This window comes from Actinokineospora sp. (genome assembly GCF_052390155.1).
GTDB lineage: Bacteria > Actinomycetota > Actinomycetes > Mycobacteriales > Pseudonocardiaceae > Actinokineospora.
The window spans coordinates 13,638-31,932 of record NZ_JBQTHF010000047.1 but is presented as its reverse complement, the minus strand read 5'-3'; the positions used below and the strand labels follow the sequence as shown (position 1 = coordinate 31,932).

Below are 18,295 nucleotides of genomic sequence, written 5' to 3'. Positions count from 1 at the left end.
GTGTCACAGTGCCACCGCCGCACGGTGTCCTTCGACCACGGCCGCGTGCGCGCGCCGGGGGGCCACGCAGTCGCCCGCGCGGTGGACCTCGAAAGCCCGCTCGCCGCGCAGGGCGCGCCAGAGTTCGTCCTCCGGCCGCTGGTGGGTCGCGCACACCACCCAGTCGCAGCGGCGTTCGGCCGACTCGCCAGTCGGGTGGTGCAGCAGGGTGAGCGCGAGGCCGCCGTCGGCGTCGGCGGCCGCCATGACCACCAGGTCGGTGGCCTGCCGGATGCCCTTGCTGTGCGCGCGGCGGGTGAAGTTCTCCAGATCCAGGGTGACGCCGAGATCCTGGCCGACCACCATGCCCGCCGTGACGATCTCCACCCGCGCGCCGCGGTCGGCGAGCAGTTCGGCCACGCTGGTCGCCTGGTGGAAACCGAGGTCGTCGACCACGACCACGTCGCCGGCCGGGTCCGCCCGCCCCTCCAGCACATCGCGCACGTCGACCACCCGGGGATGTCCGCCCGCCCAGTGCGGCGGCTCCGGCCGGGCGCCGGTCGCCAGCACGACCGCGTCCGGCCGCTGCGCCCGCAGACTGTCCACAGTGGCCACACTGCCGGTGCGGATCTCGACCCCGTTCCGGTCGCACTCGGCGCGCAGATTGCGCACCACGTCAAGGAATTCCGCTCGACCGGGCACGCTCGCCGCGGTGGCCACCTGGCCGCCCGTGCGCGGCGCGCGCTCGAACAACGTCACCCGGTGGCCGCGTCGGGCCGCGGTAGCCGCGGCTTGCAGGCCGGCGGGTCCGCCGCCGACCACGAGCACGCGCCGACCGCGCACCCGGGGCGGGGCGATGGTGATCACCTCGCGGCCGGTGCGCGGGTTCTCGATGCAGCCCAGCCAGCGGTTGAGGCCCATCCGGCCGACGCACTCCTGGTTGCACGACAGGCACGTGCGGATGTCGGATGCCTTGCCCGCGCGGGCTTTCGCGACGAAGTCGGCGTCGGCGATCTGGCCGCGCACCACGCCGACCAGGTCGCAGTGTCCCTCGGCCAGCGCCCGCTCGGCCTGCACGGGGTCCTTGATCCGGCCGACGCCGACCACCGGGATGGACACCGCGCGGCGGATGGCGTTGGAGATGAACAGTGCGTAGCCCGGCGGCACGGCCATGGACGCCTCGATCATGTAGAGCGTCGCGGTGGCCACGCCGATCGAAGTGTTGATGTAGTCGACCTGGCCGGACGCCTCGACCAGCCGCGCCACCTCGACGGCCTCGTCGATGGTGGTGCCGCCCTCGATCAGCTCGTCGCCGCAGAGCCGCACCCCCAATGCGCGGCCCGGCCCGATCGCCTCGCGCACCGCGGCGACGATCTCCAGCAGGATCCGGGCGCGGTTGGCCAGCGAGCCGCCGTAGCCGTCGGTCCGCCTGTTGGTGGCGGGTGAGAGGAATCCGCGCACGATCGAGGAATGCGAGCATTGCAGTTCCACGCCGTCGAACCCGCCTTCGGCGCAGTGCCCGGCGACCGTGCCGTAGCCCGCGATGATCTCGGCGATCTCGCGCGCGTCGACCGCGTGCGGCACCTCGCGGAACATCGGGTCCGGCACCGGGGACGGCGCCCACACCGGCAGCCGGGAGTACATCGAGGACGCCTGGCCGCCGTTGTGGTTGAGCTGCGCGAGAATCGGCGTGCCGTGCCGGTGCACCGCCGCGGTGATGCGCCGGTAGCCCGGGATCACCGCGCGGTGGAAGCCGTGGATCAGCTTCTCGTAGGGCCAGTCCGTGGGGTGCGTCGAGTGTTCCTCGGTGATGATCAGGCCGACCCCGCCCGCCGCGCGCTCGGCGTAGTACGCCGCGTGCTGCGCGCTGGGAAGCCCGTCCTCGGCGTAGTTGGTCAGGTGCGCGGAGAACACCACCCGGTTGCGGACCACGATCGGGCCGATCCGCAAGGGAGAGAACAGGTAGCGGTAGCTCATCGCACGCCCACCAGCCCGGACCCGATCAGCGCGAGCGCGGCCCGGCGCGCGTCCAGCACCGCTTCGAGCACGGTCCGCGGGGCGACGGCGTCCCCGATCCGAATGCCGTCGATTCCCGGTCCGGCCTCGGGAATCCGATGTCCACAGTGGACTATCGTGGCGCAGTCGACCTCGCGCGTCTCGCCGGTCCAGCAGTGCTCCAGCAGCACCCGGCCCGGCCCCACCTCGCGCAGCACGCTGCGCAACTCCCGGCGGACGCCCGCGCGCTGGAGCCTGCCGTTGGCATCGGCGAGGTCGCCGGTCATCGAGAGCTGGGCGCCCGCGATGGAGTCCTGGGTGATGATCGAGGTGTGCACACCGGATGCGGCGAGCAACTCGGCCACGCCCACCCCGATCGGCCCGCCGACCGGGTCGAACACCGCCACCGGGCCGTCGGGGTGCTCGCCCCGAGCCATCCCGGTCAGCAGGTCCACCACGTCGACCACGACGCCGCCGGGCGCCACCTGGTAGTCCCGCGGGCCGGGCACCGATCCGGTGGCCAGGATCACCCTGCCGGGGAAGGCTTCCGTCTCGGTGACCATACGTCCCAAGTGGACTGTCACACCGAGACGATCGAGTTCGCGGGCCCACCAGTCCAGTGCCTCGCCCCAGCGGTCCCGCCCGTGCACCAGTCGGGCCACCCGCAGCAGGCCGCCGAGCCGATCGGCGCGCTCAGCCAGTTCCACCTCGTACCCGCGGGTCGCGAGCACCCGCGCGGCCTCCAGCCCCGCCGGTCCCCCGCCGACCACCAGCACCCGCCCGCCTGCGCCGGAAGGGCCGATGTCCGGTTCGGCGATCTCGTGACCACTGCGCGGATCGAGCACGCACGACACGATGGGGTTGCGGTTGTCCCGCACCTGACATGCCTGGTTGCACAGCACGCACGGGCGCACCTCGGCGGCGCGGCCCGCCCGCACCAGTTCGACCAGGCGGGCGTCGGCGATCTGCGCGCGGGTCATCTCCACCAGGTCGGCCACGCCGTCGTCCAACGCCCACTGCGCCTGCCCCGGATCGACCACGGAACCCTGCAGCACCACCGGAACTCCCCCGGCGGCCGCCCGCATCGCCCGGCACAGCTCGATGCCGAAGCCGGGATCGGTGTGCAGGTCGGGCCGGGTGGCGGGCACCGAGAAGATCGAGCCGCGCACCACCACCAGGTAGTCGACCAGCGGCGCCAACCTGGTCACCTGCTCGGCGGCGGCCTCCGGGGTGACCCCGGCCCACGGCGCGAGTTCGTCGCAGGACAGCCGAAGTCCCAGCACGCCGTCGCCGATCTCCTCGCGCACCCGGCGAAGCACCCGCTCGGTCAGCCGCAGCCGGTCTTCGCCGTAGGCGTCGGCGCGCAGGTTGGTCAGTCCTGAGTGGAACTGACGCAGCAGCGAGTGCTGGCCCGCGTTCACCTCGACGCCGTGCAGCCCGCAGCGCGCGGCGAGTGCGGCCGCGCCGCCGAAGCCGTCGACCACCTCGTCGATCTCGCCCTCGGCCAGCTCCATCGGCATCTCGCGGGTGCCCGCGTCCGGCACCGGCGAGGGTGCCCAGACCGCAAGTTGGGAGAACGCCGACGCGCCCTGCATCCCGGCATGCCCCAGTCCCGCCACCACAACGGTTCCGTACTCCCGACACGCCGCCGCGACCGCCGCCCACCCCGGCCCGCAGTCCGCCGCGAACGGCGCCCGCTCGTAGGGCCAGTCGGACTCGTGCACCGACGCGATCTCGGTGACCAGCACGCCCGCGCCACCCGCCGCGCGACGGGCGTAGTAGGCGACGTGGCGATCCGAGATCGCCCGCCCGCGGCCGAGATTGGTCTCGTGCGGCCCGAACAGCACCCGGCTCGGCGCCCGAGCCGCGCCGAGCGCCACCGGGTCGGTCAGCATCAGATCTGCCCGGCCAGGGGGCTGGCATCGCACGCGCGGTCCGGCCTGCGCGGCAGCGGCATGCCCAGCGACACCCGGGAATGGTCCCGCGTCGGCTTCGGTAGCACGGAGGAGTCTATTGTGGACAGAGCGGTGGTGCCGTACCCCTTGACGCACTCCGGGTCCGGCCCGTCGAGCGGCAGCCCGGTGAAGAACTTGGCGGCCATACACCCGCCCTGGCAGGTGTCGTACGCCGGACACTTCGCGCACGTGCCGCCGCTCTGCGGCCCCCGCAGCGTCGCGAACAGCGGCGAATCCCGCCACACAGCCCCGAATCCGGCGTCGAGAACGTTGCCTGCGAGGAAGGCGTCGTGGATGGCGAACGGGCAGGCGTAGACGTCGCCGACCGGGTCGATCAGGCACACCACGCGCCCAGCGCCGCACAGGTTGAGCCCGGGCAGCGGATCCGAGCCGAGCGCGTTGAGGTGGAAGAACGAGTCGCCGGTGAGCACGTTCTCGCCGCCCGCGACCAGCCACCGGTACAGCTCGCGCTGCTGGTCCTGGGTGGGGTGCAGATCGTCCCAGACGTCCGCCCCGCGCCCGGACGGCCGCAGCCGGGTGATCCTGAGCTGCGCGTCGTAGCGGTCGGCGATGGCCTTGAACGCGTCGAGCTGCGGCACGTTGTGCCGGGTCATCACGACCGAGATCTTGAACCCGTGCAAGCCCGCCGCGGCCAGATTCTCCATGGCCAGCAAGGCGAGGTCGTAGGAACCCGCGCCGCGAACGGCGTCGTTGACCTCGCGGGTGGCGCCGTCGAGGGAGATCTGCACGTCGACGTAGTCCGACCCGGCGAGCTGCTCGGCGCGCGCCCGGGTGAGCCGGACGCCGTTGGTGGAGAACTTCACGCCGACCTGGTGGTCGACGGCGTAGTCCAGCAGTTCCCAGAAGTCCGGCCGCACCGTCGGTTCGCCGCCGCCGACGTTGACGTAGAACACCTGCATCCGCTGCAGTTCGTCGATCAGCTCGCGCATCCGGGCGGTGGACAGCTCGCGCGGGTCGCGTCTGCCCGAAGAGGACAGACAGTGCGTGCAGGCCAGATTGCAGGCATAGGTCCATTCCCAGGTCAGGCAGATGGGCGCGGTGAGGCCGCCCTTGAACTGCTCGACCAGCGGCGGGACGGGGGCGGAGCGCGGGTCAAGCAGCGCGGTCATCGGGCAGCTCCCTGGGAACGATCATGTCGGACTCGGCGAGCGTGGCCAGCGCCCTGGCGAAGCCTGCCCGGCGGGCGGGCGGCACCGTGGCGAGCGCGTCGGCGACCGTGGCGTGGTCGCCGAGCGCGCGCACCAGGGTGACCAGCTCGGGCGCCTTGAGGAAGGACAACCTGCGGTTGCCGAAGTGGTAGGCCAGCGCGCCGAACGGCTCCGGCCGCAGCGCCACCTTGGGATTGAGCCGGTATGCCAGGTCCACGTCGAACATCGCCCGCACCGTCCTCAGTAGACGCCGCACATGCCGTCGATGGAGACCTCCTCGACCAGCAACTCCTCGACCATGGCCGCGTCGTCGGCGTCGATTCGCTCGGTGTCCTCGGGCACGGTGTGCTCCCTCCTGTGGTCGTCTCGCCAAGTCAACTCGGCGGTGCCCGGGCGGATCGCCGTACATGTGGGCCGTCGCACCTGCCCGGTCGGACAGGTCGGAGGTCGGACCCGGCCTGCGCCCGCGCCCGACCCGCCGACCCGCCCTGCTCAGTCCGCGTCGTGCAGGATCACACCGCGAATGTTCTTGCCGTCACGCAGATCCTGGTAGCCCTCGTTGACCTGGTCGAGGGTGTACTGGGTGGTGACGAGCTCGTCGAGCTTGAGGTGGCCGGAGTCGTAGAGCCGCAGCAGCCGGGGGATGTCGTACTGCGGGTTCGCCGAGCCGAACAGCGTGCCCTTGATCGTCTTGCCGAACAGGGTGAGCACGCCGCCGGAGATGTGCACGGTCAGCTTCTCCGGGTTGGCCAGGCCGGTCACCACCACGACGCCGCCCTTGCCGACGACGTTGAACGCCGAGGTCACCACGTCCTCGTCCACCACGCCGACCGTGATCAACGCCTGGTCGGCGAGCTGGCCCCACGTCAGCTCGTCGACCTTGGCGTGCGCCTCCGCGGCGGTCGCGAAGGCGTGCGTGGCACCGAGGTTCAGCGCGCTCTCCCGCTTGAACGCCACCGGGTCGACCACCACGACGTGCTTGGCGCCCGCGTGCGCGGCACCCTGCACGGCGTTGCTGCCGATTCCGCCGATCCCGTACACCACAACGGTGTCACCGGCCATCACGCCGCCCGCGTACACCGCGGTGCCCCAGCCGGTGGGCACGCCGCAGCCGACCAGCACCGCCTTGTCCAGCGGCAGCCAGTCGTCCACCTTGATCACCGAGTGCTGGGAGATGGTGGCGCGCTGGGCGAAGGTGCCGATCATGCACATCGCGCCGTAGTCCTGGCCGTTCGCGGAGAACCGGGTCGACCCGTCGGGCATGGTGCCCTCCAGGATGGTCGCGCCGAGGTCGCACAGCGCCTGCCTGCCGGTGGAGCAGTAGCGACACGACCCGCAGTTGGGGATGAAGCTGCACACCACGTGGTCGCCGGGCTTGACCTTGGTGACGCCGGGGCCGACGTCCTCGATGATGCCCGCGCCCTCGTGTCCGCCGACGATCGGAAACCTCGGCACCAGGTCGCCGTCGGTCAGGTGCAGGTCGGAGTGGCACAGCCCGGCCGCCGCGTAGCGGATCAGGACTTCGCCCGCGCGTGGGCCCTCCAGATCCAGTTCGATGATCTCGAAGGGCTTTCCGGCGTCGTAGAGCACTGCTGCCTTGGTCTTCACGATGTCCTCTCCTAGCCAGATCGCGGCACGGGCACAGCTGTCGAGGAGCCCATCGTGCGGCTGTCCCGCGGTGGCTAACTGTGCAAATGCCGGACACCCGCGGCGCCGCCGCGCGGCGGGACTGCCCGATCGGGTTCTCGGCGGTGCCTGATCGCTTATCTGCGACGGACTCGCTACAGCGCGTGGCCACCGCTTAGCGTCCGAACTGGCGACAGATTTCCAAACTCACGGAGTGCGCATGAGTGACGACACGGAGACGTGGTCCTGGGTCGACGACGAGTCCCGAAGGTGGCTCGACGCGTACGGCCCGCACTGGCCGGAGGAGGTCGGGAGAGCACTGTCCGAACGGGTGTCCGGGTGGTCGGAGCGGTCGGACGCCGACCGGCTGACCGAACTCCACCTGCTCATCGCGGAGTGGACCCGGAGTGCTCACCTGACGTGGCTGGACCAGTCGACGCGGGACCAGCTCGCCGCGCACTGGCCGAGTTTCGAGGCCGATCTGCCGGTGCACCTGGACGCCAGGCTCGCGGGTTGGCGCGATGAGCCGGTCGACCGCAAGTTCCACCTGCTCGACCAGGTCATCGGTGAGCTGTGGCCCGCGCGGGCGGTCGGCGTCGACTGGGTCGAGCCCGGCTACGCCCGGTACCTCGACGGCTGGTGGGCGACCTGGCGGACCGAGGTCCCGGCGCACCTCGACCACGGTCACCCTGGCTGGCGGACCGACGACCCGGCCGAGCGCAATGTCAAGCTCCGCGCGCTGGTGGCCGGCTGGCAACAGACCGAAGCCCCCATGCGGGCCGCGGTGTCCGACGAGTTGGTGGAGGCCGCCAGAAACGCGCTCAGCACACGAATCCCGGACCTCGCGAGAAGAACGGGTGTGGCTGAGGGAGACCTGCTGGCGGCGTTCGACGACCTCTCCGCCGACGAGATCTGGTCGGCGCTGCACGGCGACCAGGCCGCACTGAGCGAAAGGGCGAACCGATGACCGGGCACCGGAAGGCCAGGAACATCCTGCACCACGTACTGGGCACCACGATCGCCACCGAGCTGGGGATCGCGGGGCCCACCGAAGGCGCGGACCGCACCCACGCGCGGGAGCTGAAACGGCACAACGACGCGATCGCCGCGGACATGCCCCGCCGGCACCACCAGGACAAGCGGGGGCAACGGGTTCCCGCGGTCAACGAGAACCCCGCGGCCGTCCTGCGCCACGTCGTCCAGGACCACATCCAGGTGCTCGACCTCGACGGCCGCGTCTTACCGGTCGTCGCCGACCCGCAAGGCGGCGGCAGACTCGTGGCGGCCCGCGGCGGCGCCGACGTCATGGACGACGGCACGCCGTACTACACCGTCGACACGCCGAGGGCGCTGGTCGGGACCTCGGCGCAGATCGCGGGGTTCTTCGCCGAACGGCCCGACTTCCGGCTGATCCTGGCCGAGGACGGTGCCGACATGTTGGGCATCCGGGTCTCGCCGTTCATCCCGCTGCCGGAGGACCGGCAGTGGAAGCTCTGCGACCCGCAAGTGCTGATGGTCACGCACATGGCCAAGATCCTCGGCGGGCTCGGACTCGGGGCGGGCATCGGCTCGCTGCCGACGATTCCGCGCGGCGGCAACATCCCGCTGCCCGACCTCGCGGACTTGTTCGACACGGTCCGCCACACGGTGTTCGACGGGATCTCCGAACTCGCCGGGTGGACGAAGACGGCGGAGTTCCTGGTGGAGTTCCACCCGCACACGGTGCACACCGAGAAGGGGCCGCAGGTGACCCAACGCCTCGCCTCGCACCGGTGGACCGCGCTGGCGGGGCGCCAGTACATGGACATCCCGCTGAAAACGGTGGGCCGCGAGGTGGCCAGGCTGATCGACAAGCTCAAGGCCAAGATCGCCTCGTGACCCGGGTCAGGAGGTGATGCCGAGGACGCGGATACGGTTGTAGAGCGTCGATCGGCTGATGCCGAGGTGTTCGGCGGCGTGCACCTTGTTGCCGCCGGTCGCGGCCAGCGCCTTGCTGATGGCGTCGTGTTCGGCCTGTTCCCACGCCGTGAGGCGGTGGGTGCGCGGCGCCGTGCGGTAGGGCTCGGGCAGGTCGCGGCCGGTGATGTCGCCCGCGGCGCGGTGGGCGGCGGCCTGGCGCAGGACGGACTCCAGCTCGCGCAGGTTGCCCGGCCAGGTGCGGGCGGCCAGCAGGTCCAGCGCGCTCGCGGTGAACCGCAGCGACCGGCCGGGCAGGTGCCGCGCGACCATCGCGCGCACCAGTTCCGGCAGGTCGGCGCGGCGGTTGCGCAGCGGCGGCAGCTCGACCGTGGCGGTGCAGCGCGCCGACAGCGCCGCCAGCTCGCCCGCGGGCTCGTCGAGCGGGGCGGCGGTCAGCGCGACCCACGCGGCGCTGGTGTCGAGCACCCGGCACAGCCGGGCGGCGACCGCGTCCGGCAGCAGGTGCACCCCCTCCACCAGGACGAGCCCGGGGTGGGTGGCCACCAGTTCGTCAAGCCGCGCGCACCAGGCCGCCGCGCCGAGGGCGGGCAGGTCGGCGGCGTCGAGCACGGCCACCGCGGCGCCGCCCGCGAGCACCCGCCCGCTGCTGGTGCGCCCGGTGCCGGGCTCCCCCGTGACCAGCACGCGGGTGTGCTCGGCGCCGTGTCTGCGCAGGTCACGGTCGGCCTGGGCGGACAGCACCCCGCCCTGGACGCGCCTGCGCGGGACGGGCGTGCGGGACCGCTCGACGGCGGCCAGCTCGAACAGCGCGCCCCCGCTGATCCGCTCGACCCGGACGTCGACCGAGCCGCCCGAGGTGAGCCGCAGCCCGCGGGTCACCCGGCCCAGCGCCGGCAGGTCCGTCGCGACTTCGCGCAGCAGCGCGTGGTCGGCGGGCTCGACCAGGTCGACCGCGGCCGCGTTGGCCAGCACCACGTCGTCGCCGAGGGCTAGCACCGCGCCCGCGCCGTGTCGCACCGCCTGGAACGCGGCGAACAGCCGCTGCTCGGCCTGGCGCGCGCCTGCCAGCAGGCGGACCTCGATGTCGGCCACGGCGCGGCGCAGGAACGGGGCGAGCAGCGGGTTGGCGTCCTGCGCGCGGCCGGTGATGTCGAGGACGCCCTCCAGCCGCCGGGTCGCCGGGTGCACGATCGGGTGGCCGTAGCAGGAGAACGGCTTGAGCGCGTCGAGGAAGTGCTCGTCGCCGTGCACGGTGACGCCGCGGCGCAGCTCGAACGGGGTGGCGATGGAGTTGGTGCCGGTGGTCTCCTCGGTGAACTGGCACCCCGGCACGGCGCTGATGCCGTCGAGGGCCAACTCGACCGCGCGGGCGTCGAACCGGCGGTCGACGATGCGGGAGTCGCGGTCGGCCAGCACGACGCAGAACGCGGTGCCCGCGAGCTGCTCGGCCATCTCGTCCAGCACCGGCGTCGCGGCGACCACGAGCCTGCTGCGGCGGTCGATCTCGGTGACGGTGAGCCGGTCGGTCGGGGTCGACGGGGTGAGGCCGCCCGCCTCGGAGCGGCGCCACGACAGCGCGATCTCGGGTCGCAGCCGCTCGTCGTCGAGACCGGGGCGTTCAGCACGCACGGCGCACTCCTGTAGGGACGACACTGGCCCGCCTGGGTGAGCTGCCCCCATCCTGACATGCGCATACGACCGGCAGCTACCTCTCCGATCGGAGGGGTGCCGCCCCGATCCCCAGTGCCGACCTCCCCTCCCGGACGGCCGGTACCGGCCGGTAACCACTGCCGGACCCCGCCTCCGGCCGGCTACTTTTCGGTTCATCCGTCCTGAACGGACACCGCCGCCCGGAGAGGACACCGCGGATCATGCAGGTCGACGAACTGCTCAAGCCGTTCCCCATCAAGGAATTCCACCCGTTCCCCCGGGCTCTGATGGGGCCCGGCGCGCACGAGATGATCGGCCCGGAGGCCCTCAAGCTCGGCTTCAAGAAGACCCTGATCATGACCTCGGGCCTGCGCGGCACGGACATCGTGCACAAGATCGCCGAGTCGATGAAGTACCACGGCATCGAGGTCGTCGTCTACGACAAGGTCGAGTCCAATCCCAAGGACTACAACGTCATGGACGCCGTGTCGATGTACCAGGAAGCCAAGTGCGACTCGTTCGTCAGCATCGGCGGCGGCTCGTCGCACGACGCCTGCAAGGGCGCGCGGGTCTCGGTCGCGCATGACGGCCGCAACGTCAACGACTTCGAGGGCTTCAACAAGTCGGAGAACCCGAAGAACCCGCCGCACATCGCGGTGTCCACGACCGCGGGCACGGGCTCGGAGACCTCGTGGGCCTACGTCATCACCGACACCACGACCGACCCGGCCAACCCGCACAAGTACGTCGCCTTCGACGACGCCTCGATCACCAGCCTGGCGATCGACGACCCGGTGCTGTACTTCGACTGCCCGGTCGACTACACCGCGCAGTGCGGGTTCGACGTGCTCGCGCACGCCTCCGAGCCCTACGTCTCGCGGCTGAACTTCCATCCCTCGCTGGGCAACGCGCTGCACGCGATCAAGCTGACCGCGGAGAACCTGCGCGCGGCAGTGTGGAACGGCCAGGATCTCGCGGGCCGCGAGGGCATGATGTACGCGCAGTACATCGCCGCGCAGGCGTTCAACTCCGGCGGCCTGGGCATCATCCACTCGATCTCGCACGCGGTGAGCGCGTTCTACGACACCCACCACGGCCTGAACAACGCCATCGCGCTGCCGCGCGTGTGGGCGTTCAACATGCCGGTGGCCTACAAGCGCTTCGCCGACATCGCGCGCGCGATGGGCCTGGACACGCACGGGATGACCGACGTGCAGGCGGCCGACGCCGCGCTGGCGGCGGCGATCCGGCTGCTGCGCGACGTGGGCATCCCGGAGAAGTTCTGCGACGTCACCCAGAGCAGCTACTCGAAGAACCGGCTCGGCGAGGGGCCGACGAAGTTCTACGCGGACGCGAAGGTCATCACCGGCGACGCCGCCGACGTCGACCGGATCACCAACCACGTGCTTGGCGACGCCTGCACTCCGGGCAACGCCAAGGAATGCACGTTCGACACCGTCCGCCCCGTCGTGGAGCACTGCATGACCGGCGACCTGGACGACCTGCTGAGCTGACCATGGCGGGCCGCCGGGCGAGATCCCGGCGGTCCGCGACCCGGCACACGAGAATCGGAGGAACCGGTGCCGCAGGACAGTGCGCAGCCCGACCAGCCGTTCGACTCGGTCGACGACGTGAGCGCGAAGTTCGCGTCGGCGGGCTACATCGCCGACCGGCGGGTGGCCACGACCATCTACCTCCAGTCCAAATTGGACAAACCGGTGCTGCTGGAAGGCCCGGCGGGCGTCGGCAAGACCGAGCTGGCCAAGACCCTGGCCAAGGTCACCGGACGCAGGCTGCTGCGCCTGCAGTGCTACGAGGGCCAGGACGAGACCAAGGCCCTCTACGAGTGGGACTACGGCAAGCAGCTGCTCTACACCCAGCTCCTGCGCGAGAAGATCGGCGAGGTCATCGCCGACGCGCCCGACCTCGCCGCCGCCGTCGAGCGGATCGACGCGCAGGACAGCGTGTTCTTCTCCGACCACTTCCTCGCGCCGCGGCCGCTGCTGGAGGCCATCCGCGGCGAGGAGCCCGCGGTGCTGCTCATCGACGAGGTCGACCGGGCCGACGAGGCGCTCGAAGCGGTGCTGCTGGAATGCCTTGGCGAGTACCAGGTGTCGGTGCCCGAGATCGGCACCTACGTCGCGAAGGTGCCGCCGTATGTGATCCTCACCTCGAACAACACCCGCGACCTGTCCGCCGCGCTCAAACGTCGCTGCCTGCACCTGTTCCTGGACTACCCGGACGCGGAGCGGGAGCTGGAGATCGTGCGGTCGAAGAAGACCGGCCTGCCGGACGCGACGGCGCGCCAACTCGTCGAGGTGGTGCGCGGACTGCGGGAACTGGGGCTGCGCAAGAACCCCAGTATCTCCGAGACCGTCGACTGGGCGCGCACGCTGGCCGTGCTCGGCGTCGAGGAGCTGACCGCGGAGGTGGTGTCCGACACCGCGAACGTGGTGCTCAAGTACGAGCGCGACCTGAACCGGGCGCTGGGCGTCCTACCGTCCCTTGTGGACCCAAACCGCGAGCTGCCCGCGTCGGTGGGACACGGCCACGGGCACGGTCACGGCCATGACCACGAGGACCCGCCGCCCGACGAGCCGGACGGCCGCGCGAAGCGCGCGGCGAAGGACAAACCCGGCAGGCACGACGGTTACTACGGCTCACCCAGCCAGGGCAGCCGGTCGTTCGGATCGGCCACCCGACGGCGTCCGGGGTAGGCGGGCCGTGGAATCCGCTGTGCACCGGTTCGTTCGGCTGCTCCGGCTGTTCGGCCTGCGCGTGTCGGTGTCGGAGGCGACCGACGGGATGCGCGCGGCCGCGCAGCCGGGCGTGCTGGCCGACCGGCCCATCCTGCGCGAGGCGCTGCGGATGACGCTGATCAAGGACCGCCGCGACGAAGAGGTGTTCGACGAGCTGTTCACCGCGTTCTTCCACCTGCGTCCGGTGTCCAAAGAGGACGCCGGGCACGGGCACTCGCACGAGCACGACGACCTGGCCGACACCGGCGACCTGGAGTCGTTCACCGTGTCGGAGGAGCCGTCGGAGACCCCGCAGCAGGGCCACACGCACGGCAAGCCCGCCGACATCCGGGACTTCTTCGACCAGCAGGATCTCGCCCAGCAGTACAACCTGCACCAGGAGGCGAACAAGGTCGACCTGGCCTCGCTGACCGACGAGATCGTGCTGTCCACCGACTCCGCGCCCACCGGGCCGGACGGCGCGTCGGTGCAATTGGCGACCGACCGGCTGCACAACGCCGGAATCCCCGGTTCGCTGGCGCCGTCCACCGGGCACCGGGTCGACGCCGACCTGACGGTGGCCCAGGAGCGGGCCCTGCTCGGCTGGCTGTCCGATGTGGAGGATGCGGACGACCTGTCGGCGCTGCGCAGGCAGCTCAGCGGGGTCATCGAGAACCTGCCCGAACTGCTGCGCAGGCACCTGGACAAGCTGGCCGAACTGCAGGCGGAACTGGAATCGCGGGTGGTCGAGCGGGCCCGCACGGAACGGGTGGACGAGCGCGAACGGCAGCAGTTGGAGGAGTCGCTGCGCAGGCTGGTGCAGTCGCTGCACGGGGCGCTCACCAGCCGCAAGCGCGACAGCCCACGCGGGCGGATCAACTCGGGCCGGACGATGCGCCGCAACATGCGCTACGACGGCGTGCCGTTCCGCCCGGTGACCACGGTGCGCGCCGAGGACCGGCCGCGACTGGTCGTGCTGGCCGACGTGTCGCTGTCGGTGCGGGCGACGGCGCGGTTCACCCTGCATCTCGTGCACGGGCTGCAATCGCTGTTCGGTCAGGTGCGGTCGTTCGCGTTCGTGGACTCGCCGACCGAGATCACCGAACTGTTCGCCGACCACCCGCTGGAACGCGCGCTCGGGCTGGTGTTCGACGGCCTGCCCGCGGGCGGAATGCTCGACGTGGACGGCAATTCCGACTACGGACAGACCTTCGACCGGCTGCTCGACGAGCACTCGACCGCGCTCAACCGGCGCTCCACCCTGCTGATCCTCGGTGACGGCCGGGGCAACGGCACCGATCCCCGAATCGACCAGTTCGAGGAGATCACCCGCCGGGTGCGCCGCACGGTGTGGCTCACCCCGGAACCGCGCTACTCCTGGCAACTCGGCGGCTGCGACCTGCCCGCGTACGCCGAGTTCTGCGACCAGGTGCGGGTGGTGGCCGACCTGACCGGGCTCGACCGGGCCGCGACCGCGTTCACCACCGAGGTGACGGGGCGATGACCGAGTCCTCGCTGTCGGCGCCGGAAATCGACCCGCTCAAGGCGGGTCAGCCCGGCCGCTACGAGGACCACCTGGTGTGCGTCCTGCGCGACGACCCGGCGGCCGAGCGGTCGCCGCCCGTGGTGGTGCGGACCGCGCACTTCTGCCTGCGCCGCAACGGCGCGCGGGTGCTGCTCAGCCACGCGCTGGCCCCCGACAGGCTGGACAACGACCTGGCCGGGCTGCTCGCCGCCGAGCTGTTCGACCCCGGCTGGCTCAGCGGGTCCGACGTGTTCGAGCGGGTCTTCACCGGTATCGTTCGGTCCACTGTGGATGGTGCGGTGGAGGCGTGGCTCACCTTCTACCGCAACACCCTTCGCCGTATCGCCGAGGACCGCGAGGGCGACCACGAGCACTCGACCATCGCGGGCTTCGCCCCGGTGTACCGGCGCGCGATCGAGCTGACCCCGCCGGGACACGTGCTGGACCTGGGCTCCTGCTTCGGTTTCCTCGGTCTGCTGCTGGCCGCGCGGCCGCGCACCACCGTCACCGCGTCCGACGTCTCGACCGGCGGCATGCGCCTGCTGCGCACCGTGTCCGCCCGGCTCGGCACCCCGGTGTCCACAGTGGTCTGCGACGCGGCCCGGATTCCGTTGCCGGACAAGGCGGTGGACACGGTCACCGTGCTGCACCTGCTGGAACACCTCGAACCAGGGCACGGCCAGGCGGTACTGCACGAGAGCGTCCGACTGGCCCGCAGGCGCGTCGTGGTGGCGGTGCCGTACGAGGAGGTGCCGACCGCGACGTACGGCCACGTGCGCACCTTCGCCCCCATCGACCTCGTGGACCTGGGCCGCCGCAGCGGCTGCCGCTTCACCGTCACCACCCACCACGGCGGTTGGCTCGTCCTCCGCCCCGCCTGATCATCACCGCGACCCGAACCACGGTGACATTTCGACCAGTTCAGCCGACCTGACTGGGCCGTCGAGTTGGAACAGCATCGGCGATAGAGCCTGAACCCGTTCGCCTTCAACAACGGCGTCACGTTCGCGCATGCCAACGCTTTGATCATCACGCCTCCGCGCCCCCGTTGACGGATGTCGCCACCCCTGTAACGATGAACAAGCAGTTTTCGACAACTTCGAGCAAGGAGACCCGGTGCGCGCCAAATTTCTCGGCAAAGACCCAGAGTCCACCGAAGGTGCGTCCCCTACGCTGTTCGCCACGGACAGGACCGACCGCATCACCTACATCGCGCAGGGCTGGAAGGTCACCGACCCGCAGATCCTTGCCGACGTCGGCTCTGTCCCAGACCACGAGACGCTGATCGAGATCCCCGAAGAAGTTCTGAAGTTCTATGCCCGCCGCTACGCGCAGGAGAAGGGGACGGACAACTGACTCTCATCGAGCCAGGTCCAGAGTTCGCCAAGCTCTTCACGACCTTCGAGCACACGGCCTTCCGGCTGGAGACGCGCGGTCATTACAACGTCCCTCATGAGGCTGAGCCGTATGGCAAGTTTCTCGCTGGTGAACCGGACGCTTCGTACCACGAGACCTGGCTGAACATGGTCCGCCAGGCGACGGCAGAAGGACGGCTCTTCTCTCGCGTGCGAGTCGTTGGCTTCCCGCTCACCGACTACGTCCGCTTCAGCATGTGGGTAGGAAGGCTCACCCGAGAAGCCGGTGATGACATCCGCTATCTCACTTGTGAGCAGGCCGCCGAGCTACCGCAGTACGACTACTGGCTGTTCGACTCCTGCAAGCTGGTCAAGGTGCTCTTCGGCGATGACGACAGCTTCCTTGGCGGGGAAGTCATCGAAGACCCGGCAGTCATCGTTCAACACAACTACTGGCGTGACGTTGCCCGTCACCACGCCGTGACCCGAGATGAGTTTGACGCCAAGTATGAGCAACGGGATATCCGGCGTTGACGAAGCGCGCAACGCGCTGGGCAAACGACTCCGCGAGCTGCGGGTAGCCACCAAGCTATCCGGTAAAGAGCTCGCGGAGTCCTTGTTATGGGTAGGCTCGAAAGTCTCCAAGATCGAAAATGGAAAGCAGACACCAACCGACGACGATATTCGGGATTGGGCACGCGCGACCAACGCCGAGGATCAGACGGCGAGCCTTCTCGCAGCGCTTCACAATCTTGAGCTTCAGCATGCCGAGTGGCAGCGGGTACTCAAAGCGGGAATGAAGTCCCACCAGCTCACCCTGTCGCAACTTGACGATAGGACTAAGTTCTATCGCGGCTTCGAGAACACAATAATTCCTGGACTTACCCAGACGCCCGAGTACGCCCGTGCTCGCTTCGCGCAGGTTGTCATGGTGCACAAAGTGCCCAACGACATCAACGAAGCAGTGAAGACCCGTATGCAGCGCCAAGAGATGCTGTACCGACCGGACAGACGCTTCCACTTCGTCATCACGGAAGCCGCGCTCCGCTACCGGCTGGTCGGGCGCGACATCATGATCGGCCAGCTTGACCGCCTCATGGCGATGACGTCCATGGGCAACGTCAAGCTTGGGATCATCGACTTCAAGACTCAGTACGTCACCGATCCTCGGCACGGCTTCTGGGTCTACGACGACCACCTTGTTCAGTTCGAGTCCTACTCCGCCGAGATCAACCTGCGTCAGCCACAGGAGATCGAGCTGTACAGCGGCATCTTCGAGCATCTGGCCGCCGTCGCCAGCTACGGGGCGGCAGCCAGGGCGGTCATCGCTCGGGTAATGCACGAACTCGCCGACGAAGCCGAGGATTCTGGCGTGTAATTTCGGCAGGCAATCTATCTCAGATTTTTTCGAGAAAAATTGAGCAAATTTCTGGCGAGACAGTAGTCATCTGCTTACTCTCCAAAGCGACCCACCCCGCTGACCTTGGAGAACGTCACGTGATGACACCTGTCTCTGCTCAGTGCGGATCAGATCGATGGCTGGCTGCCCCTGGAAAGACTCCGCGACCGACCGACCGGAGGTGGCCGCGATGATGAGCCCGGGCTCTTCTGACCGCAGGTTCGGCCTGTTCGTCAGCGTCGAGGGACCAAGCGGCGCAGGCAAGACCACGATCGTCCGCCACCTCGCACAAATGCTTGTGGCACAGGGCGAACACGCCACCGTCACCGCCGAGCCCTCCAGTGGGCCGATCGGGAAACTGGCGTCGGAACTGACAGAAACGGTCACCGGTCACGCCCTAGCCTGCTTGTATGCCGCCGACCGCTACCACCATGTCGAAGCGGAGATCAGGCCGCTTCTCAAGTCGGGCCACATCGTCATCTCGGACCGCTACATCGCCTCCGGCTTGGCGATCCAACGCTTCGACGGCGTCGACCCCGGGTTCTTGTGGGGGCTCAACGAGGAAGTCGAGATCCCCGATCTCACCGTCATCCTCGAAACCAACCCGAACGTGATCTCTGAGCGCCTGGCCGATCGAAGCCCGCACAACCGCTTCCAGTTCACCCCCGGCAGCAGCCACGCCGAAGCCAAGTACTACCAGGATGCCAAGGAACAGCTCATCCGCGCGGGCTTCAACGTCCTGCCCGTCGACTGCGTAAGCCGCCAGCCTGAGCAGTCAGCCGCTTTGATTCTTGGCCACCTAACCGAACTTCTGACGTCGGATCGGGAGTTGGTCCAATGAGCGAGTCGATCAGCGACGCCGAAGCAGTGCGGCGCTTCCCAGAGCTTCAGTCTCTAGTGGACGTTCGACAAGCCGGGTGGAACTTCCGTCCCATCACGGACGACGACGGCTCGTTGGTCGGCATCTCCGGCAGCTACAGCGTC

Annotated in this window: 17 protein-coding genes; 10 read left to right on the top strand and 7 right to left on the bottom strand. The window is 69.8% G+C overall.

What is annotated here, in order from left to right:
• Nucleotides 1–3: 3 nt before the first annotated feature.
• From ACT4N7_RS16650 to ACT4N7_RS16625, 6 genes are all read right to left on the bottom strand, one after another.
• Nucleotides 4–1,956 (bottom strand): mycofactocin system FadH/OYE family oxidoreductase 2, encoded by a 1,953-nt coding sequence (locus ACT4N7_RS16650; protein ID WP_444829649.1) that lies wholly within the window; start codon nucleotides 1,954–1,956, stop codon nucleotides 4–6.
• Nucleotides 1,953–3,869, bottom strand: a complete 1,917-nt coding sequence (locus ACT4N7_RS16645; protein WP_444829648.1) for a mycofactocin system FadH/OYE family oxidoreductase 1 — start codon at nucleotides 3,867–3,869, stop codon at nucleotides 1,953–1,955. Before ACT4N7_RS16645 ends, ACT4N7_RS16650 begins: the two co-directional genes overlap by 4 nt.
• Nucleotides 3,869–5,059 (bottom strand): mycofactocin radical SAM maturase, encoded by a 1,191-nt coding sequence (gene mftC, locus ACT4N7_RS16640; protein WP_444829647.1) that lies wholly within the window; start codon nucleotides 5,057–5,059, stop codon nucleotides 3,869–3,871. The genes ACT4N7_RS16645 and mftC overlap by 1 nt, the downstream gene beginning before the upstream one ends.
• Nucleotides 5,043–5,324 (bottom strand): mycofactocin biosynthesis chaperone MftB, encoded by a 282-nt coding sequence (gene mftB, locus ACT4N7_RS16635; RefSeq protein ID WP_444829646.1) that lies wholly within the window; start codon nucleotides 5,322–5,324, stop codon nucleotides 5,043–5,045. Before mftB ends, mftC begins: the two co-directional genes overlap by 17 nt.
• A 14-nt stretch (nucleotides 5,325–5,338) precedes the next feature.
• A complete protein-coding gene (gene mftA, locus ACT4N7_RS16630; RefSeq protein ID WP_444829645.1) occupies nucleotides 5,339–5,440 on the bottom strand; it encodes a mycofactocin precursor MftA in 102 nt (33 codons plus the stop codon).
• A gap of 150 nt (nucleotides 5,441–5,590) precedes the next feature.
• Entirely contained in the window at nucleotides 5,591–6,706 is a 1,116-nt protein-coding gene (locus ACT4N7_RS16625) for an NDMA-dependent alcohol dehydrogenase (protein WP_444829644.1), read from the bottom strand.
• A gap of 238 nt (nucleotides 6,707–6,944) precedes the next feature.
• Between ACT4N7_RS16625 and ACT4N7_RS16620 the strand changes: the two genes are divergently transcribed.
• Both ACT4N7_RS16620 and ACT4N7_RS16615 read left to right on the top strand, forming a co-directional pair.
• On the top strand, nucleotides 6,945–7,691 hold the full coding sequence (locus ACT4N7_RS16620) for a hypothetical protein (RefSeq protein WP_444829643.1): 747 nt from the start codon (nucleotides 6,945–6,947) through the stop codon (nucleotides 7,689–7,691).
• Nucleotides 7,688–8,602, top strand: coding sequence for a hypothetical protein (locus tag ACT4N7_RS16615; RefSeq protein ID WP_444829642.1), 915 nt, complete (start codon nucleotides 7,688–7,690; stop codon nucleotides 8,600–8,602). Before ACT4N7_RS16620 ends, ACT4N7_RS16615 begins: the two co-directional genes overlap by 4 nt.
• 6 nt (nucleotides 8,603–8,608) lie before the next feature.
• On the opposite strand, the gene ACT4N7_RS16610 is transcribed toward ACT4N7_RS16615, so the two are convergent.
• Nucleotides 8,609–10,273 carry a sigma-54-dependent Fis family transcriptional regulator gene (locus tag ACT4N7_RS16610; protein ID WP_444829641.1) on the bottom strand — a complete coding sequence of 555 codons (1,665 nt, stop codon included), beginning with the start codon at nucleotides 10,271–10,273 and terminating at the stop codon, nucleotides 8,609–8,611.
• Nucleotides 10,274–10,515: 242 nt separating this feature from the next.
• Between ACT4N7_RS16610 and mdo the strand changes: the two genes are divergently transcribed.
• The 8 genes from mdo to tmk all read left to right on the top strand — a co-directional run bounded on the left by mdo (nucleotide 10,516) and on the right by tmk (nucleotide 18,152).
• On the top strand, nucleotides 10,516–11,808 hold the full coding sequence (gene mdo, locus ACT4N7_RS16605) for an NDMA-dependent methanol dehydrogenase (RefSeq protein WP_444829640.1): 1,293 nt from the start codon (nucleotides 10,516–10,518) through the stop codon (nucleotides 11,806–11,808).
• Nucleotides 11,809–11,874: 66 nt separating this feature from the next.
• Nucleotides 11,875–13,011 carry an AAA family ATPase gene (locus tag ACT4N7_RS16600; protein WP_444829639.1) on the top strand — a complete coding sequence of 379 codons (1,137 nt, stop codon included), beginning with the start codon at nucleotides 11,875–11,877 and terminating at the stop codon, nucleotides 13,009–13,011.
• Between the two features lie 19 nt (nucleotides 13,012–13,030).
• On the top strand, nucleotides 13,031–14,536 hold the full coding sequence (locus ACT4N7_RS16595) for a VWA domain-containing protein (RefSeq protein WP_444829638.1): 1,506 nt from the start codon (nucleotides 13,031–13,033) through the stop codon (nucleotides 14,534–14,536).
• Nucleotides 14,533–15,438 (top strand): mycofactocin oligosaccharide methyltransferase MftM, encoded by a 906-nt coding sequence (mftM, locus tag ACT4N7_RS16590; RefSeq protein ID WP_444829637.1) that lies wholly within the window; start codon nucleotides 14,533–14,535, stop codon nucleotides 15,436–15,438. The genes ACT4N7_RS16595 and mftM overlap by 4 nt, the downstream gene beginning before the upstream one ends.
• A 235-nt stretch (nucleotides 15,439–15,673) precedes the next feature.
• Nucleotides 15,674–15,913, top strand: coding sequence for a hypothetical protein (locus ACT4N7_RS16585; protein ID WP_444829636.1), 240 nt, complete (start codon nucleotides 15,674–15,676; stop codon nucleotides 15,911–15,913).
• Entirely contained in the window at nucleotides 15,910–16,446 is a 537-nt protein-coding gene (locus ACT4N7_RS16580; RefSeq protein WP_444829693.1) for a DUF6879 family protein, read from the top strand. Before ACT4N7_RS16585 ends, ACT4N7_RS16580 begins: the two co-directional genes overlap by 4 nt.
• The gene (locus tag ACT4N7_RS16575; RefSeq protein WP_444829635.1) at nucleotides 16,421–17,290 is read left to right on the top strand and encodes a helix-turn-helix domain-containing protein; all 870 of its coding nucleotides are present in this window, start codon (nucleotides 16,421–16,423) and stop codon (nucleotides 17,288–17,290) included. Before ACT4N7_RS16580 ends, ACT4N7_RS16575 begins: the two co-directional genes overlap by 26 nt.
• A gap of 211 nt (nucleotides 17,291–17,501) precedes the next feature.
• Nucleotides 17,502–18,152, top strand: a complete 651-nt coding sequence (gene tmk, locus ACT4N7_RS16570; RefSeq protein WP_444829692.1) for a dTMP kinase — start codon at nucleotides 17,502–17,504, stop codon at nucleotides 18,150–18,152.
• Nucleotides 18,153–18,295 lie beyond the last annotated feature (143 nt).

Excerpts from the sequence above, each read along its gene's own strand:
- ACT4N7_RS16615 (WP_444829642.1), top strand. The coding sequence starts at position 7,688 with ATGACCGGGCACCGGAAGGCCAGGAACATCCTGCACCACGTACTGGGC.
- ACT4N7_RS16620 (WP_444829643.1), top strand. The coding sequence starts at position 6,945 with ATGAGTGACGACACGGAGACGTGGTCCTGGGTCGACGACGAGTCCCGA.
- mftC (WP_444829647.1), bottom strand. The coding sequence starts at position 5,059 with ATGACCGCGCTGCTTGACCCGCGCTCCGCCCCCGTCCCGCCGCTGGTC.
- ACT4N7_RS16645 (WP_444829648.1), bottom strand. The coding sequence starts at position 3,869 with ATGCTGACCGACCCGGTGGCGCTCGGCGCGGCTCGGGCGCCGAGCCGG.
- mftM (WP_444829637.1), top strand. The coding sequence starts at position 14,533 with ATGACCGAGTCCTCGCTGTCGGCGCCGGAAATCGACCCGCTCAAGGCG.
- mftB (WP_444829646.1), bottom strand. The coding sequence starts at position 5,324 with ATGTTCGACGTGGACCTGGCATACCGGCTCAATCCCAAGGTGGCGCTG.
- tmk (WP_444829692.1), top strand. The coding sequence starts at position 17,502 with ATGATGAGCCCGGGCTCTTCTGACCGCAGGTTCGGCCTGTTCGTCAGC.
- ACT4N7_RS16575 (WP_444829635.1), top strand. The coding sequence starts at position 16,421 with ATGAGCAACGGGATATCCGGCGTTGACGAAGCGCGCAACGCGCTGGGC.
- mdo (WP_444829640.1), top strand. The coding sequence starts at position 10,516 with ATGCAGGTCGACGAACTGCTCAAGCCGTTCCCCATCAAGGAATTCCAC.
- ACT4N7_RS16650 (WP_444829649.1), bottom strand. The coding sequence starts at position 1,956 with ATGAGCTACCGCTACCTGTTCTCTCCCTTGCGGATCGGCCCGATCGTG.